Source organism: Haloarcula sp. CBA1129, from assembly GCF_008729015.1.
Taxonomy (GTDB): Archaea; Halobacteriota; Halobacteria; order Halobacteriales; family Haloarculaceae; genus Haloarcula.
Window position 1 is genome coordinate 3,285,151 of record NZ_RKSM01000001.1, and the last position, 13,993, is coordinate 3,299,143.

General features: G+C 64.1%; 16 protein-coding genes. 8 read left to right on the forward strand and 8 right to left on the reverse strand.

Features of this window, described 5'->3' with window-relative positions:
• Nucleotides 1-44 precede the first annotated feature (44 nt).
• Nucleotides 45-776, forward strand: a complete 732-nt coding sequence (locus Har1129_RS16715) for a protein-L-isoaspartate O-methyltransferase (protein ID WP_151101859.1) — start codon at nucleotides 45-47, stop codon at nucleotides 774-776.
• Here the strand turns inward: Har1129_RS16715 and Har1129_RS16720 are convergent.
• Nucleotides 773-1,219, reverse strand: a complete 447-nt coding sequence (locus Har1129_RS16720) for a carboxypeptidase regulatory-like domain-containing protein (protein WP_151101860.1) — start codon at nucleotides 1,217-1,219, stop codon at nucleotides 773-775. The two genes, Har1129_RS16715 and Har1129_RS16720, sit on opposite strands and share 4 nt — an antisense overlap.
• A 75-nt stretch (nucleotides 1,220-1,294) precedes the next feature.
• Between Har1129_RS16720 and Har1129_RS16725 the strand changes: the two genes are divergently transcribed.
• Nucleotides 1,295-2,359, forward strand: a complete 1,065-nt coding sequence (locus Har1129_RS16725; protein ID WP_151101861.1) for an ATP-binding protein — start codon at nucleotides 1,295-1,297, stop codon at nucleotides 2,357-2,359.
• A gap of 12 nt (nucleotides 2,360-2,371) precedes the next feature.
• Here the strand turns inward: Har1129_RS16725 and crcB are convergent, their stop codons facing one another.
• Genes crcB through Har1129_RS16740 form a run of 3 tightly spaced genes read right to left on the reverse strand, consistent with a single transcriptional unit; the run spans nucleotide 2,372 to nucleotide 3,464 of the window.
• Nucleotides 2,372-2,731, reverse strand: a complete 360-nt coding sequence (gene crcB / locus Har1129_RS16730) for a fluoride efflux transporter CrcB (protein ID WP_151101862.1) — start codon at nucleotides 2,729-2,731, stop codon at nucleotides 2,372-2,374.
• Nucleotides 2,731-3,114, reverse strand: coding sequence for a CrcB family protein (locus Har1129_RS16735; protein WP_151101863.1), 384 nt, complete (start codon nucleotides 3,112-3,114; stop codon nucleotides 2,731-2,733). Before Har1129_RS16735 ends, crcB begins: the two co-directional genes overlap by 1 nt.
• 2 nt (nucleotides 3,115-3,116) lie before the next feature.
• Nucleotides 3,117-3,464, reverse strand: a complete 348-nt coding sequence (locus Har1129_RS16740; protein ID WP_151101864.1) for a hypothetical protein — start codon at nucleotides 3,462-3,464, stop codon at nucleotides 3,117-3,119.
• 306 nt (nucleotides 3,465-3,770) lie between these two features.
• Here Har1129_RS16740 and Har1129_RS16745 point away from each other — a divergent pair, with 306 nt between their 5' ends.
• From Har1129_RS16745 to Har1129_RS16760, 4 genes are all read left to right on the forward strand, one after another.
• Nucleotides 3,771-5,732, forward strand: a complete 1,962-nt coding sequence (locus Har1129_RS16745) for an archaea-specific SMC-related protein (RefSeq protein ID WP_151101865.1) — start codon at nucleotides 3,771-3,773, stop codon at nucleotides 5,730-5,732.
• A 44-nt stretch (nucleotides 5,733-5,776) separates the two neighbouring features.
• Nucleotides 5,777-6,394 (forward strand): rod-determining factor RdfA, encoded by a 618-nt coding sequence (rdfA, locus tag Har1129_RS16750; RefSeq protein WP_151101866.1) that lies wholly within the window; start codon nucleotides 5,777-5,779, stop codon nucleotides 6,392-6,394.
• A gap of 277 nt (nucleotides 6,395-6,671) precedes the next feature.
• Nucleotides 6,672-7,775 carry an aminotransferase class V-fold PLP-dependent enzyme gene (locus Har1129_RS16755; protein ID WP_151101867.1) on the forward strand — a complete coding sequence of 368 codons (1,104 nt, stop codon included), beginning with the start codon at nucleotides 6,672-6,674 and terminating at the stop codon, nucleotides 7,773-7,775.
• A gap of 75 nt (nucleotides 7,776-7,850) precedes the next feature.
• Entirely contained in the window at nucleotides 7,851-9,146 is a 1,296-nt protein-coding gene (locus tag Har1129_RS16760; protein WP_151101868.1) for an NUDIX domain-containing protein, read from the forward strand.
• A gap of 18 nt (nucleotides 9,147-9,164) precedes the next feature.
• Here Har1129_RS16760 and Har1129_RS16765 read toward each other — a convergent pair whose 3' ends face one another.
• Nucleotides 9,165-9,911 carry an MBL fold metallo-hydrolase gene (locus Har1129_RS16765; protein WP_151101869.1) on the reverse strand — a complete coding sequence of 249 codons (747 nt, stop codon included), beginning with the start codon at nucleotides 9,909-9,911 and terminating at the stop codon, nucleotides 9,165-9,167.
• 84 nt (nucleotides 9,912-9,995) lie between these two features.
• On the opposite strand from Har1129_RS16765, the gene Har1129_RS16770 reads away from it, so the two are divergent.
• Both Har1129_RS16770 and Har1129_RS16775 read left to right on the forward strand, forming a co-directional pair.
• Complete coding sequence (locus Har1129_RS16770) at nucleotides 9,996-11,132, forward strand: site-2 protease family protein (protein WP_151101870.1); 1,137 nt, start codon at nucleotides 9,996-9,998, stop codon at nucleotides 11,130-11,132.
• Nucleotides 11,133-11,183: 51 nt separating this feature from the next.
• Nucleotides 11,184-12,038, forward strand: a complete 855-nt coding sequence (locus tag Har1129_RS16775; RefSeq protein WP_151101871.1) for a ZIP family metal transporter — start codon at nucleotides 11,184-11,186, stop codon at nucleotides 12,036-12,038.
• A gap of 10 nt (nucleotides 12,039-12,048) precedes the next feature.
• On the opposite strand, the gene Har1129_RS16780 is transcribed toward Har1129_RS16775, so the two are convergent.
• The 3 genes from Har1129_RS16780 to Har1129_RS16790 form a co-directional block, all read right to left on the reverse strand.
• A complete protein-coding gene (locus Har1129_RS16780; protein WP_151101872.1) occupies nucleotides 12,049-12,348 on the reverse strand; it encodes a CPCC family cysteine-rich protein in 300 nt (99 codons plus the stop codon).
• Between the two features lie 75 nt (nucleotides 12,349-12,423).
• Nucleotides 12,424-12,708: a DUF6360 family protein gene (locus Har1129_RS16785; RefSeq protein ID WP_151101873.1), complete on the reverse strand. Its 285-nt coding sequence runs from the start codon at nucleotides 12,706-12,708 to the stop codon at nucleotides 12,424-12,426.
• A 34-nt stretch (nucleotides 12,709-12,742) separates the two neighbouring features.
• A complete protein-coding gene (locus tag Har1129_RS16790; RefSeq protein ID WP_151101874.1) occupies nucleotides 12,743-13,906 on the reverse strand; it encodes a nicotinate phosphoribosyltransferase in 1,164 nt (387 codons plus the stop codon).
• Nucleotides 13,907-13,993 lie beyond the last annotated feature (87 nt).

Here is a 13,993-nt window from a genome sequence, read left to right on the forward strand (position 1 = left end):
GCCGTTGTCGCGCCATTGATATAGCTCCGGCCGAATACACTGCTATGGACCCGGCGGTACTGCGGGACGACATGGTCGACAGCCTACAACACGAGAGCAAGGGTGTCGTCCGGAGCGCGTGGCTGTCGACAGCGATGCGTGCCGTCCCCCGTGAGGCCTTCGTCGGCGAGCAACAGGCCTACTCCGACCGCCCGTTTGAACGCCTCGGCACACGTGTACTCTCGCCCAGTACCGCTGGTCGAATGCTCGAAATACTGTCGCCCGATGCGGACGACGACGTACTCGTGGTCGGTGCCGGCGTCGGCTACACGGCTGCAGTGCTGGCAGAGCACGTCGGCGCGGCCAACGTTCAGGCGATAGACATCACGCGTCGGCTCGTCGTCGAAGCCCGCCAGAACCTCGCAGATGCAGGCTATGACGCCGTTTTAGTGGATCGCCGTGACGGGGCTGACGGGCTGCCCGAATACGCGCCCTACGACCGAATCCTCTTGGAAGCCGCCGCTATCGACCCACCCAGAGCGCTTCTCCAGCAACTAACCGAGGACGGGCAGCTCGTGATGCCGCTGGGCACCGGCGAACAGTCACTGGCTGTCGTCGACGCCGATGGTTCGGTCCAGCGCCACGGGACCGTCGCGTTCCAGCCGATGCTCGTCGAGGGCGAGCAGGCCGATACCGTCGAGCGCAACCGGACCCACCGCGAGGACCGCGAGCACGCCCGGCGGGCGGCCCAGTCCCGAGCTGGCTGGGAGCAGGAGTGGATCGACTGGGACGGCTAGGGCGACTCGACGACGAGTAGGTCGGTGTTCGAGCGGGCGTCCTCGTAGTGACTCCCCGCCGGTGGTTTCACTTCGAAAGTGACTGTGCCGTCCTGTTGATTCGGACCGAGCGACGGCGACAGTGAGAGCGTCACGTTCCCTGCACTTCCTGTCTCGCCAGTCTTGACCGACGAAAGCGTTGCTGTCCCGCTTTTTGTGACTACCGTCGCGCCGGACACGGGCGACCCGTTGGAATCTATGACGGTGACAACGACATCCTGTGTCCCCGGATTAGTCACTTCGGGGTGAGGCTCCACATCGACTTCCGTTACTTGCAGCGTCTCGATTCCAGAGATGGTGCTCATCATCACGGAGAGGCAGGCGACGCCGACCACCAGTGCGATGACGAGCCGAATCGGCAGCCCCTCGATAGCACGTTCGTCACGCCACAGCGAATCTGACATGGGCAGGGGTGGTTACGGGGTCGTATTTGAACCCTCGGACAAGCGTTCAAATACTGGAACGGACCAACCACCGGCATGGTCGTTATCGGGTGCAAGGAAGCGACGGGAGCGACGGCGCGGCTGGGGCACTATCGGGCCCGCGATGGGAGCCGTGGCGCTGCGGTCGACCTCGATGTCGACCAGCCACACGTTGGCCTCGTCGTCGGCAAACGTGGGTCTGGGAAGACGTACACGCTCGGCGTCCTCGCTGAAGGGTTGCTGGCCGCGGAGGGAGTCGCACCGGTCGTCGTCGACCCGATGGGGGCGTTCACACCGCTTGGCACCGCGGACGTGTCTGCGATGGTGATCGACCCCAGCGTTCGCGCGGACGCGCTCGGCCCGCGCCAGTGGTGCATAGTGCTTGGCCTCGACCCGGAACAGGGCGCGGGAGCGCTCGTGTGGCGAGCGGCGACCGAGTGTACGACCCTTGATGGGATGCGTTCGTGGGTGGCCGAATCGGATGCCGCGGCGAGCACTGCCCGCGCAGCGGCGAACCATCTCGCACTCGCCGCGTCATGGGACATCTTCGATGCTGCGGGTATCGAGACGGAGGCGCTATTCACCGACGGCCTGACCGTACTCGACCTGTCGGGACTCGATTCGCGGCCGGCCGGTGTCGTTCTCGCTGCTGTCTCGACCGCGCTGTACGACGCTCGGATGGCCGAACAGACGAGTCGGCTGCCGTGGCTGCTGGTCGACGAGGCCCACGCGTTCACCGACGGGGTGGCCCGACGGCCGCTCCGCCGACTCGTCACTCGGGGCCGCCAGCCCGGCGTGAGTTGCGTGCTGGCGACACAGCGACCCAATGCCATCCCGCCGACGACCGTCTCACAGGCGGACCTGCTCGTCGCCCATCGGCTGACGAGTACGGCTGACATCGACGCGCTACAGGCGGCCCAGCCGACGTATCTCGATGGAGACTTCGCGGCTCGGCTACCCGAGAAAACGGGTGACGCGCTCGTCGTCGATGACGGCACCGAATCCGTCCACCACCTGACGGTCCGTGAGCGGCGGACGCCCCACGGCGGCGAGACGCCGCGAGCCAGTGCCCTCGTAGCAGACACACATCACGAAGTCTCTGCAGGGTGGTCTGAACCCTGATGCCTTGCAGGATTACACGATCCGAACGACGCCCCAAGCTAACCCGATGCCGATCAGTGCACAGACAAGGTTCCCGACAGCGTTGAGCACGGAAAGCGTCACGTGGCCGTCCTCCCACAGCCGTACCGTCTCGACCGAAAACGAGGAGAACGTCGTGAACGATCCACACGCACCGACACCGAGTAGCAATGCCGCGTCGCCGGTCACACCAGCGAACGTCAGCAGTCCGAGGACGAAGCTTCCGATAGCGTTCACCGTGAGCGTCCCGAGCGGGAACGTCTCTCGCTTGACGGCTCCCGTCAGGTAGTGGCGAGCGAGCGCGCCAATAGCGCCGCCGGCTCCGACCAAATGTGCTGGCTCGATAGTGACCATCACCGCTCACCTCCGGCGAGCAGGCGGACGGCTGTCTGACCGACAAGGACGCCGGCAAACCCCATGGCGTAGCTGCCGACGATATTCGCGACGGCCCACTCGGGCGTCAGCACCGTCTCAACTACGAACGTACTGTAGGTGGTAAACGACGAAATGAAGCCAGTCGAGGCGGCCAGTTTCGTCTCACTGGCCAGCGCACCGACTTGCAGGCCTTCGTACACGAGCACGCCGAGCGCGAAACTGCCGAGGGCGTTGACCAGCAGCGTCCCCTGCAACCCCGGAAGGAAGAGGCCGACAAAATACCGGAGGTTCGAGCCCGCAAACCCTCCGAGACCGACGAGGACGATAGTTTCGACCGTTACCAGTGGGTGGGTGTCTGCCATCCTTACTCCCCGAGTATCTCTGCCAATCGCGCTTCACCGAGCGTGTCGACGAGCTGTGCGAGCTCAATAACCCGCTCTTCGCCGAGTGTCTCGACGAGTTCACGGATCTCGGCTGGGTCGAACGTTCGGGCGACGTAGCCTAAGTTCTCCACCATCCGGGTGGTCCGGTCAAGTGTCTCTTCATCAGGACGCAGTGTCAGCGGCCGGTTGGTGAACTTGCCGTTTGCATTGAAATAGCAGAACCGTAACTCGGCGGTGTCGCTGTCGTCCGGGTCGACGATCTGCAAGACACCGTGCCCACTGTCCCACTCGTCCAGTTCGACCTCAAGCAGCGTTTCGTAACGGGTCATACGACCAGATTCCGATCACGCCGACTTATAGATTGGCATCTGAGACTGATCACAAGCGGAAAGAATTGTTAAACACAACAAAACACCAGAATTGGAGCCGTAGCAGGTTTCCCTCTCGTCAATACTTCTGTCTCGGAATAATATTGGTACAGGTGTTATTCCGGAATCGACTGTGGGTCTGTGTGCTGTCTGCCGTGTAGCATCGACGCTGCGTCTGCCGTGTCGGCCTGCAACAGGGACACCAGTCGGTAAATTGGTTTTCGGCAATGAAATTATTTTTATATCCTCTCCGACAACAGCAGAGCAATGTCAGAATCAAAGCAGGGATCTAGTGTCGCCCATTTCGATGTAACCAATATCGGTGGGATCGACGAGACGACAGTCGATATTCCACCGGGCGTGACGGTGCTGACGGGGAAGAACGCCACAAACCGGACGTCGTTTCTGCAGTCTATTATGGCAGCGATGGGGAGTACGCAGGCGACGCTGAAAGGCGACGCCGACGAGGGGAGCGTTGCCCTCACGTACGGAGATGAGGTGTATGAGCGGACGCTCACACGGGCAGGCGACGCTGTTCAGTTTGACGGTGACGGATACCTTGACGACCCCGAGGTCGCCGACCTGTTCGCGTTCCTTCTCGAAACCAACGAAGCGCGCCGGTCAGTTGCCCGCGGCGACGATCTCCGCGAAATCATCATGCGGCCGGTCGACATCGACGCGATCCGTTCGGAAGTCGAACAACTGGAAGCGGAGAAAGGCGACATCAACGACGAACTCGCCACAGTTGAGTCCCGCCAGCGCGACCTTCCGGACCTCGAACAGCGCCGAACCGAACTCCGCGAACAGATCGAGGAGAAACGCGAGGAACTGGCCGAGCGCGAGGAGGAGATAGACAACAGCAGCCGGGATATCGAGGAGAGCCGTCAGGAACAGGATGTCCTCGAAGAGAAACTCGACGAACTCCGCTCGACGCGGTCAGACCTCGAATCTGTCCGGCGTGATATCGAGGCACAGGAGGAGAGTATCTCCTCGCTGAAACGCGAACGATCCGATCTCGAAGACGAGCTGGACGAACTACCGGAGACGCCGATAGGCGACCAGCAGCACCTCGAAGACGAGATCGCAAGCCTGCGCGACCAGCGCCAGCGGCTGAACAGCGAGATTTCCGACCTCCAGAGCCTCATCCAGTATAACGAGGAACGGCTCGAAGAGGAAGACTACGACGTCATCCAGTCGCTCGAAGACGCGCCTGAAGGCTCCGACGGGGCGGTGACGGAGCAACTCCTCGAAGGCGAGGACGAGGAATCCGTCGTCTGCTGGACGTGTGGATCGACCGTTGATCGCGAGCAGATCGAAGATACCGTCGACCGCTTGCAGGACCTCCGCCGGCAGAAGGTCGAAGACCTCAACGACATCAAATCGGAACTCGACGACCTCAAGTCAGACCAGCGCGAAGCCGAAAAGAAGCAGCGCCGTCGCGAGAACGTCGAGCGGAAGATACAGGAGACGGAAACGGAGATCGAACGCCGCGAAGAGCAGATCACGTCGCTGAAGGATCGGCGCGAGGAGCTGACGGAGGATGTCGAGGCGCTGGAAGACGAGGTGGACAACCTCGAATCCGAGGACTTCGACGAAATCCTCTCGCTGCACCGGGAGGCGAACCAGCTCGAGTTCGAGATCGATAGCTTGGAGTCCGACCTCGATGACGTGTCGGCCGAAATCGAGGAGATCGAGGAGATGGTCAAGCGAGCCGACGACCTCCGCGAGGAGCGCGATGCGCTGGTCGACGAACTCACCGACAAGCGGACGAAGATCGACCAGATCGAGGCTAACGCCGTCGACCAGTTCAACGAGCACATGGACGCTATCCTCGGGATTCTGGAGTACGAGAACCTCGAACGTATCTGGATAGAGCGCGTCGAGCAGACCGTCCGCGAGGGCCGCCAGAAGGTCGACCGCACGGTGTTCGAACTCCACATCGTTCGGACGACCGAGAACGGCGCGGCCTACGAAGACACCATCGAGCACCTCAGCGAGAGCGAGCGTGAAGTGACTGGGCTCATCTTCGCGCTGGCGGGCTATCTGGTGCACGATCTTCACGAGAGCGTTCCGTTCATGCTGCTTGACTCGCTGGAAGCCATCGACTCGGCGCGGATCGCCGAACTCGTCGAGTACTTCGCCGACTACGCCGAGCATCTGGTCGTCGCCCTCCTGCCGGAGGACGCCCAAGCGCTCGACGACGACTTCAACCGCATTACCTCGATCTAACCCCGTAGTCTTTTAGTTCCGGTTACCGTACGTGGGCACAACAGATGGCGAATACGACAGACGGCCGACCGTCGAGTAAAGTCGCTCGGCTCATCGACGAGTACGAACTCGATGGACTCGGTGCGGAGATGGAGGCCCGCTGGACGGGCGACGGTGAAGAGCGCATGAGCCTCCGTGACCTCGCGGAGTTTTTCAACAAGCGCCTCCTCGAACGCGAACTGGTCGGTGCGGGCCTAAGCGCCCTTGAAAGCGATGTGGAATCGACCTACGAGAACCTCACCGGTGACGACATCAGCACGGGCGTTCGGACTGACACTGTCAACCGACTCGAACGCAACGGCGTCGACGTCGAAAGTCTTGAAACCGATTTCATCACCTACCAAGCCATCCGGTCGTATTTGAAGGAGTGGCGCGGCGCGGAGTATCAGGGGCTGTCCGACGACGAGAAGATCGAAAAGGACCTCGAAAGCATCCAGCGGCTACTGACCCGAACACTGTCGGTCACCGACCAGCGCATCGAGAAACTGCGCGATACGGGCCGCATCGATATCGAGGACTTCGAGGTGTTTCTGGACGCGCAGGTACTGTGCCAGTCATGTGGCAGCCAGTACGCCGTCGCGGAGTTCTTCGAGCAGAGCGGCTGTGAGTGTCAGCAGGACTGAAACGGACGCTGTAACTGTTTCGCGACGACTGCCCCTTTTGGCAACACGAAACGATTCATCCTGCCTGAGTCGGCCACATGGACCGTGTCTCTGTCCGGATAGCTACTAACAATCATGATATAAGAAAACAACCGTAATAGGTTGTGAAACTCAACAAAACACCACTTTTGCTATCGATAACCAGTTCTGAAGCTAGTACCGTATCACCGTTCGGGCTCCCTCTGTAACTGCCAAAGGTCACACAGGGCTGAAGCCTCCCGAACTCGTGGGAGGTGATATGAACCCAGACGAACTCCGAGCGTCGATTCCGGCACTCGAACAGTGTACGTACTTCAACACAGGGGCAAGCGGGCCGACACCGCGGCCCGTGGTCGACGCTGCAACGTCGTTTCTCGAACGGCACGCTTTCGATGCGCCGGCCGGCGACGGCCCATACGAAGTTGCGTGGGACGCCATCGCGGCGGCCCGTGAAGTTGTCGCCGGCCACCTCGGAACTGAGGCGGAAAACGTCGCGTTCACCCGCAGCACCGCTGACGGGGTCAACATGATCGCCGGGGCAATCGACTGGCAGCCCGGCGATGTTGTCGTCCGGACTGACCTCGAACATCCTGCCGGCACGCTCCCATGGGACCGGCTGGCTGAAACTCACGATATCGAGGTCCGCGTGCTGGAAACCGACGGCGGTCGGCTCGATATGGCTGACGTGAAAGACGCCGTGGCCGACGCCAGACTGGTGGCGTTGAGTTCACTCACTTGGACCCACGGGACCAGACTCCCGGTCGCGGACGTTGTCGACGCGGCCCACGATGCTGGCGCGCAGGTACTCGTCGACGCCGTCCAGTCTGTCGGGCAACATCCAGTCGATGTGACCGAATGGGGTGCTGATTTCGTCGCCGCGGCGGGCCACAAGTGGCTGCTGGGAATCTGGGGTGGTGGATTCCTCTACGTGGACCCGGACGCCTACGACCGACTGCGCCAGACCCGTATCGGCTACCGGAGCGTCGAGGACCCAAGTGCGGACGTGTCTGAATACTACGGGGGCGCACGGCGCTTCGAGGTCGGGACCACCTCGCCGGTCCCCTACGTCGCACTCGCAGCGGCCATCGAGACGGTCGAAGCTGTCGGACTCGACACGGTTCAGGCACGCGTCGAACGGCTAACCGACCGGCTCAAGGACGGTCTCGGCGACCGACTGCTGAGTCCCGCCGAATACGAGTCGGGGCTCGTCACGTTCGCTGCCGACGACCCCGAGGAGACCGTCGAACGACTCGCGGCGGAGGGGATAGTTATCAGGTCCCTACCCAACCCCGAAGCAGTCCGCGCGTCGGTCCACGTGTTCAACACCGCTGACGACATCGACTGCCTGCTCGACGCGCTGTAGTTCTGGTGGGCTGTTGCGCCCCGATTGCGCCCTCGCGCCCGGAGTTTCTTGTCCCGGCCGGCCGTTCGCTCTCGCATGGAGACACGCTCCGTCGTGACCTGCTTCCTGCGCAGCGAGGGCGAGGTGTTGCTGTTGCGCCGGAGCGATTCCGTCGGGTCGTACCGAGACCAATGGGGTGGGGTCGCGGGGCACGTCACCGACGACGCCGGGCAGGTCCGGGACCCGGAGACGGCTGCTCGGGCCGAAATCGACGAGGAAACTGGGCTGGCCGACGCGGTCACGCTGGTCCGGCAGGGGGATTCGTTTCAGTTCGACGACGCCGACCGGGGTATCCGGTGGGCCGTCCACCCATTCCTGTTCGATTGTGAGGCCCGCACAGTCGAGACCAACGAGGAGACGGCCGAGACTGTGTGGGTCCACCCGCCCGCGATACTGACTCGTGAGACAGTCCCGCGGCTGTGGACCGCTTGGGACCGCGTTCGGCCGCGGGTGGCAACCGTCCAAGAGAACCGGACCCACGGCTCGGCGTGGCTGTCGCTCCGGGCACTGGAGATACTGCGCGACGAGGCCGCCCTTGCGAATGCCGGACGGTCTGACGGTGCTGAGACGGCAGAGCGGGACGGCGACGACTGGAACGCCCTCGCCGCGCTCGCTGCCCAACTCCGCAAGGCACGCCCCTCGATGGTCGTCGTCACCAACCGGATCAATCGAGCGATGGCCGCCGTCACCGACGAGTCGCCGGCGGCCGTCGAGCGGGCAGCGACCGAGACGCTGAACCACGCGGTGACCGCCGACCGGGTCGCTGCCGCCGTCGCCGCCGAGCACGTCGGCGACCGCCTCGCGACGCTGTCGCGCTCTGGAACGGTTCGTGCGGTGATCGACGCCGTCGCGCCAGCGGCCGTCCTCGTCTCCGAATCCCGTCCCGGCGGTGAAGGTGTCGGGGTCGCCGAGGCGTTCGCCGACAGCGTTGCGGTGACGCTGACGACCGACGCAGCCTTCGGCCACGAACTGGACGCGTGGAGCGCCGACACGCTCGTCGTCGGAGCCGACCGCGTTCTTCCGGACGGCCGCGTGGTCAATAAGGTTGGGACCCGCTCAGCAGCGCTGTCGGCGGCCGCCGCCGGCGTCGACTGTTACGCCGTGTGTGCCACCGATAAGATTGCACCGCACGCCACGTGGGAGCGAGAGGAACGCGACCCGCGGGAGCTGTACGACGGCGACGCCGACATCGCTGTGTCGAACCCGACCTTCGATGTGACGCCGGCGTCGACAGTGACGGTCGTCACTGAACGCGGCGTTCTGGGGCGGGACGATATCGAGAAGATCGCTGACGCACATCGGGACCGGAGCGAGTGGATCGCGGGTGGCTAACACCGATATTGTAGGCGCTCACTGCTCGTCCAGTACGACTGGGACGCCAGCTTCGGCCACGTCGGCGGCAAATTCGCGGGAATTGGCCTCTAGATTCGAGAAGGTGTTGTAGTGGACCGGCAACACGAGGTCCGGTTCGATGGTCGCGGCAAGGGCAGCAGCCTCGTGGCGGTCCATGGTCGCCCGCGGGCCGATGGGCGGACACAGCAGCGAGACTTCGAGCGTCCGATGGCCCGGCAGCACGTCCGAATCGCCCGGATAGAACGCCCGGGTTCCCTCGACGGCGATCATGAAGCCACAGCCAAAACCCTCCGGGTGGTACGGCGTTCCGTCGTCGAGCGTGTGCGGCCCGTCCGGCTCGTTGTACGCCGGTGTCGACCAGATCGGCACGTCCTTGACCGTCGTCTGTGATTTCATCCCGACTTCGACGACATCGTACGGCAGCGACGACAGCGGCGGGAGGTCGCGGTCGCCGACGCGTTCGTCGATGCCCTCGTAGGCGACGATTGTCGCGTCCTCGCTCGCGATGCGCTGGATTCCGTCGGGGTCGTAGTGGTGGACATGCGTTACACAGACCACGTCGCCGTCTTCCGGTCGGTAGTCGCTGCTGGGCGGATGGCCGATGCCGTCCTTGTGGGGCTCCCACTCGCCGGTGAGCACGCCGTACCGGCCCGGGTCGACGTACACCACCGTGTCATCGCCGGCGAACCGGAGTGTGGCGTACCCCAGCCAGTCGACGGTCAGCCCGTCGTGTCGAATCGTCATTAGGGTCCGATACGCGCTACACCCTGAATAAGTCCGCTACTCGCGGTCAGAAGATATACCCGACCGCTGCCCGTTTGCTTGCCTGTGCGAAACTTCCACATCACGACGGTCTGGGGGATTCCGATACGGGTCAACATCTCGCTGCTCGTTTTCCTGCCGGTGCTGGCTTGGATTATCGGTAGCGGGGCACAGATAGCGGTGTACGCGGGTATCGTGAGTTCCCTGTCGGGCGTGACGCTCGATCTCACGACACTGACCGCGGGCCAGACGCCGTGGCTCATCGGCACCGCTGCGGCCGTCGGCCTGTTCGTCAGCGTCGCCCTCCACGAGCTTGGCCACGCTTGGGCGGCGATGCGCTACGGGCTCGGCGTCGAGTCGATTACGCTCTGGATTCTCGGCGGCCTCGCCAGCCTCGAATCCATGCCCAAGGAGTGGAACCGGGAGCTCGTCATCGCGCTGGCTGGCCCTGCTGTGAGCGTGCTGACCGGTATCGCCTGCTACGCCGCGCTGTTTGCCCTGCCCGCGAGCGCGCAGGTGACGCTGTTCCTCGTCGGCTGGCTGGCCGTCACGAACCTCTTTCTCGCCGTGTTCAACATGGTCCCGGCGTTCCCGATGGACGGCGGCCGCGTCCTCCGGGCGCTGCTGGCGCGCAAGCGGCCCTACGCTCAGGCGACACGTATCGCCGCCCGAATCGGCACCGCGTTCGCGGTCGTGTTCGCCGGCATCGGTATCATCTTTTTCGCCCCGATGCTCCTGTTGCTCGCGCTGTTCGTCTACGCCGCCGCCTCCAGTGAGTCCCGCACGGTCGCGCTCGCGGCCCTGCTTGAGGGCCTGACTGTCGATGACGTTGCCAGCCCACTCGACGCGACCATCGACGCCGACGCCAGCATTGAGGGTCTGGTCGACCGGATGTTCGCGGACCGACGGACGGAGTTCGCCGTCACGCGCAACGGCGACGTGGTCGGCGTCGTCACCGTCGCCGATTTCAAGGAACTCTCGAAGGCCGAACGCGAGGCCGATACCGTCGCCGACCTGATGGAGACCGACCTCCCGCGGTTCGTCTCGGACATGGCTGCCTTCGACGCACTGGTCGAACTCGACACCGCCCGGGCCTCAGCCGCCTTCGTCGACGGCCCTGACGGCACTCGTATGGTCTCTCGTGAGGACTTCTCCGGCGCGATGGAGATGCGGCGGTTGGTCGGTTCGCCGGAACCGTTCTGACACCCCTTACTGTCGACACACCCAAGAGGGGGCGACGTACACTACTGGACAATGCAATCCGGCTTCGTCGAACTGTTCGTCGACCTCGTCGGTACCGACCCGCTGATAAACGGTCTCGTCGGTGGGGTCATCATCGCGACGATGAACCTCGTCGGCGCGTCGCTCGTGCTGGTCTGGCGTGATCCCTCGGAGCGGGCGCTTGACACGGCGTTGGGGTTCGCCGCCGGCGTGATGCTGGCCGCCGCGTTCACGAGCCTCATCATCCCCGGCATCGAGGAGTACTCGGGCGGGAACCCGATTCCGACGCTCGTCGGTGTCGCCTTGGGCGCGCTGTTTCTCGACCGGGCCGACGGGCTCGTTCCCCACGCTCATTACCTGCTGACGGGAAGCCGGCGGTCGGACGCAGCCAACCCCAGTCAGGACCTCTCAGTCGACGAATCCAAACTGACGGGCGTCATCCTGTTCATCCTCGCGATTACCCTGCACAACATTCCGGAGGGGCTGGCCGTCGGCGTCGGCTTCGGCGCGGCCGCTGGCGACCCGCTCAAGATCGGCGGTGCGCTCTCGCTGATGCTCGCTATCGGCATCCAGAACATTCCGGAGGGGCTGGCCGTCTCCGTCGCAGCAATCAACGCGGGGCTGGACCGGCGGCTCTACGCCGTCTTCTCCGGGATTCGCTCCGGTGTCGTGGAAATCCCGCTGGCGGTGTTGGGTGCGGTCGCCGTCGTAACCATCGAACCGCTCCTGCCCTACGCGATGGGGTTTGCGGCGGGCGCGATGCTGTTCGTGATTTCCGACGAGATAATCCCCGAGACGCACCAGCGCGGCTACGAGCGCATCGCGACGCTCGGACTGATGGCCGGCGTCATCGTTATGCTGTACCTAGATATCGCGCTCGCGGCGTGAGCCAGCGGCGTTACTCCTCGTAGGGCCAGTTCGGGTCGCGGTCGATGCCGGTCGGCTCCTCACAGTCGTCGACTTCGTCTGGAGTACAGGCCCCGTGTTCGCGGAAGTTCTCGCGCGCCTCGGTCAGTGACACGTGGTTCGTATCGCTGACGAACTCCCTATCGCCGAACTGGATTGGGTCGTCGAGCCAGTGACACACCGGACACGTCTCGTATGACCCGGGCCGGCCCTCCGGGAGCGTCTGGTAGCCACAGCACGGGCAGTAGCCCAACTCCCGTGCGGCTGGATTACCGGGTGTCTCGGTTGACATGTTTCGTGGTATGTGTCTTCACACCATAGAATTATCGAACCGCAGTGACGGTCGAATGTCGGCGAGAATGATAGACTACTCCGACTGTGCGTCTTCGACTTTCCCTGCGTACTCCTCCAGTTCGGCGGCGAGTTCACGAGCTTGAGCCGCTGACAGCGTCACCGAGTCCGCATGTGGCTTCACTGCGTCGAGGTCCGTGTTGTCCATCTCTAGCTGGAGTTCGATGTGGTCCGGGTTCTTGCGCGGCGCGGTCACGTTCAGCACGGCAAGGGCTTCTTCCTCGAAGCCATGCCCCTCTACTTCACCGTCGAGCAGGTCGAAGGTCGTGTACGCGTTGACCTTCATGATGCGGTCGACCATACCGCAGTTTTGTGGGCCGGAGACTTAACGCCGGTTACTCGGCCGCGGTCACGCCCTCGTAGCCGACCCGCTCGGCGTCCGTCGCCGCGCGCTCGACGGCCGAATCGAGGTCGAACTCCCTGACGATGTCCCCGTCCCTGATAAGCGGTTCCAGCAGCGACTCGGCGTTCTCCGGCGCTTCACGGTCGGCCAGCCCAACGTGGTGGCCGCCGTCGGCGGTTCGGTACACCGACTTCTTCCCGGTAAGCTTCCCCCGCTTGGCTGCCGGCTCGCCGTCTACTTCGACGATGTCCAGCGCGAAGTCCAGCGGGTCGGCGTTGGCGACGTAGCTCCCGACGCCGAAGCCGTCGGCCACGTCCCGAAGTTCCCGGAGCGTCGTCGGGGAGAGGCCCCCCGAGAGGAACAGGTCCACGTCCTCGTGGCCGTAGGCGTCCAGCGTCCAGCGCACCTCCCGAACGATGTGGCGGAAGTCGCCACGGCGGGACCCGGTCGTGTCCAGCCGGACGCCCGCGAGGTCGTCGACGGCTTCCGCCGCCCGGAGCGCTTCGTCGGTCTCGTCGCTGTAGGTGTCCGTCAACGCGATGCGCGGCGTCTCCTCGGGGACGGCGGCGTCGAACGCCTGCCACGCCGCCTCCTGATTGCCCCGGCCGAAACAGATCATGAGCGCGTGAGGCATCGTCCCGCCGGCGTCGCGGCCGACGACCTCGCCCGCGGCGACGTTCGAGATGCCGTCGAGTCCGCCCAGCAGCGCCGCCCGCTCGACCATCGCACCTATCGAGGGGTGGACGTGGCGTGAGCCAAAGGAGAGCACCGTCGACTCCGGCGCGGCGTAGCGCGCTTCGAGCGCCCGTGTCGCGATACCTGTCGGGTGCGACAGAAATCCGAGCAGTGCCGTCTCCAGACGACAGAACTCCCGGTACGACCCCTCGATGCGCATTACTGGGCCACCGTCGAACAATTGGCCCTCGGGGAGCGCGTCAACGTCTACGGGCCGCCCCTCCAGCAACGCAGCGGCGTCTTTCAGCCCCGCCAGCAGTTTCCACCGCCCCGTCGCAAACTGGTTCGCCGTCACCTCGGCGACCACGTCCGGGTTCTTTCCCGCGTGCTCTAGCGCCTCCATCGTCCGGTCGAAGTAGGCGTCGGTCGCCCGCCCCTCGCGAATCGCCGCTGGTGAGACGATGTCGAATTCCTCGGTCATTGTCCCGTGTTCGGCCGGGCGAGGGAAAAAGCGGTCCGGTCGGCGGTCGCGAGACTGCCCTGTCAGCACGGCCTCGTCTCCGCCTCG

Coding starts and splice junctions, on each gene's coding strand:
- Har1129_RS16745 (WP_151101865.1), top strand. CDS start 3,771: ATGTCAGAATCAAAGCAGGGATCTAGTGTCGCCCATTTCGATGTAACC.
- Har1129_RS16780 (WP_151101872.1), bottom strand. CDS start 12,348: ATGTCAACCGAGACACCCGGTAATCCAGCCGCACGGGAGTTGGGCTAC.
- Har1129_RS16790 (WP_151101874.1), bottom strand. CDS start 13,906: ATGACCGAGGAATTCGACATCGTCTCACCAGCGGCGATTCGCGAGGGG.
- Har1129_RS16720 (WP_151101860.1), bottom strand. CDS start 1,219: ATGTCAGATTCGCTGTGGCGTGACGAACGTGCTATCGAGGGGCTGCCG.
- Har1129_RS16765 (WP_151101869.1), bottom strand. CDS start 9,911: ATGACGATTCGACACGACGGGCTGACCGTCGACTGGCTGGGGTACGCC.
- Har1129_RS16775 (WP_151101871.1), top strand. CDS start 11,184: ATGCAATCCGGCTTCGTCGAACTGTTCGTCGACCTCGTCGGTACCGAC.
- crcB (WP_151101862.1), bottom strand. CDS start 2,731: ATGGTCACTATCGAGCCAGCACATTTGGTCGGAGCCGGCGGCGCTATT.
- Har1129_RS16760 (WP_151101868.1), top strand. CDS start 7,851: ATGGAGACACGCTCCGTCGTGACCTGCTTCCTGCGCAGCGAGGGCGAG.
- Har1129_RS16725 (WP_151101861.1), top strand. CDS start 1,295: ATGGTCGTTATCGGGTGCAAGGAAGCGACGGGAGCGACGGCGCGGCTG.
- Har1129_RS16715 (WP_151101859.1), top strand. CDS start 45: ATGGACCCGGCGGTACTGCGGGACGACATGGTCGACAGCCTACAACAC.
- Har1129_RS16755 (WP_151101867.1), top strand. CDS start 6,672: ATGAACCCAGACGAACTCCGAGCGTCGATTCCGGCACTCGAACAGTGT.
- rdfA (WP_151101866.1), top strand. CDS start 5,777: ATGGCGAATACGACAGACGGCCGACCGTCGAGTAAAGTCGCTCGGCTC.
- Har1129_RS16735 (WP_151101863.1), bottom strand. CDS start 3,114: ATGGCAGACACCCACCCACTGGTAACGGTCGAAACTATCGTCCTCGTC.
- Har1129_RS16785 (WP_151101873.1), bottom strand. CDS start 12,708: ATGGTCGACCGCATCATGAAGGTCAACGCGTACACGACCTTCGACCTG.
- Har1129_RS16740 (WP_151101864.1), bottom strand. CDS start 3,464: ATGACCCGTTACGAAACGCTGCTTGAGGTCGAACTGGACGAGTGGGAC.